The sequence below is a fragment of the Knoellia flava TL1 genome, from assembly GCF_000768675.1.
Lineage (GTDB): Bacteria > Actinomycetota > Actinomycetes > Actinomycetales > Dermatophilaceae > Knoellia > Knoellia flava.
The window spans coordinates 1-1,133 of record NZ_AVPI01000082.1 but is presented as its reverse complement, the minus strand read 5'-3'; the positions used below and the strand labels follow the sequence as shown (position 1 = coordinate 1,133).

Annotated in this window: 1 pseudogene; it reads right to left on the bottom strand. The window is 73.5% G+C overall.

What is annotated here, in order from left to right:
• Positions 1–1,133, bottom strand: a pseudogene (locus tag N798_RS18535) (hypothetical protein); the annotation flags it as partial.

Sequence of the window (1,133 nt, the reverse complement as noted above, 5' to 3'; positions counted from 1 at the left end):
TGAGGTTGGCGTCCGCCACGTCGACGCCCGAGCGCTCCGCGGCGAGCATCGCCTGCAGGCCCATCGCGGTCGCGTCGACACCTGCGTCCTTGTCGTCGGCGCACGCGGCGCCGTGGCTCAGGCGGAAACCACCCGACGGGCACTGCTGGGTGAGCATCGCGTCGAGGACCTTGGTGTCGAGGGCGTCGGCGCGGGCGAGCGCGAGCACGGCGAGGGTCTGGCCGAAGCCGTATGCCGGCGCGTCGCCGTAGTCGAGCACCCGGCCGTCGTCGTCGATTTTGGACTCGAGGGTCTTCGCGACGTCGAGGCCGCCGACGTCGTTGACGTCATCGCGCACGGCCTCGGCCGCGAGCATCGCCTTGGCGGCCGAGGGTCCGTCGACGTAGCGCGTGCCGTCGTCGGCCGTGAAGTCGACCCACTCCGGGATCTGCTTCTCGATCGAGGCCCAGAGACCGGCGATGGCCTCGTGGTCCGGGTCCTCGGCGACGAGCGCGAAGAGCATGTCGATCATGAGGCCGGGGTTGAAGCCGTAGGACTGGAGGTCGTAGGTGCCGTCGCCCTTCGCCGCCCTCGAGACGAGCCAGTCGGAGGCGAGGTCGGCGCGACCGGGACCAGCGGGGGTGCTCGGCTCCGGTGTCGGCGTCACCGAGACGGTCGGCGTCGGGGTGGGCGTGGGCGTGCTGGTGGCCGGCGTCGTGTCGACCCGCGGCTCCGGGGCGTCGTCGACGTTGTCGACGAGCGAGAGGCCGACGAACGTGCCGGTCGGTGCGGCGGTCTCGTGGGCGCCGGTGAGGGCCTGGTTCCAGCCCGCGTCGGTGCCGGTCCAGAACGACCACCACACCCCGGTCCACGCGGCGCACGGGTCGGTCGACGGGGCGCCGTCGACCTGGCAGATCTGCGGGCCGAAGCTCGTCGCCTTCGTCGCGACGTCGAAGCCGGCGTCGGCGAAGGTCTGCAGCGAGTTCGTCGAGGAGTAGGCCGAGCCCCCGGTCGTCGACGTCACGCAGCGCGCGACGGCCGGCGCCGAGCCCTGGAGGTCGACGACGGCGGTGACACCCTCGGCGTCGGGCGCGCAGACGCCCTCGGCCCACGTGGTCCCCGCGGCGGGCGGCAGCCCGGATGCGACGCGCGGC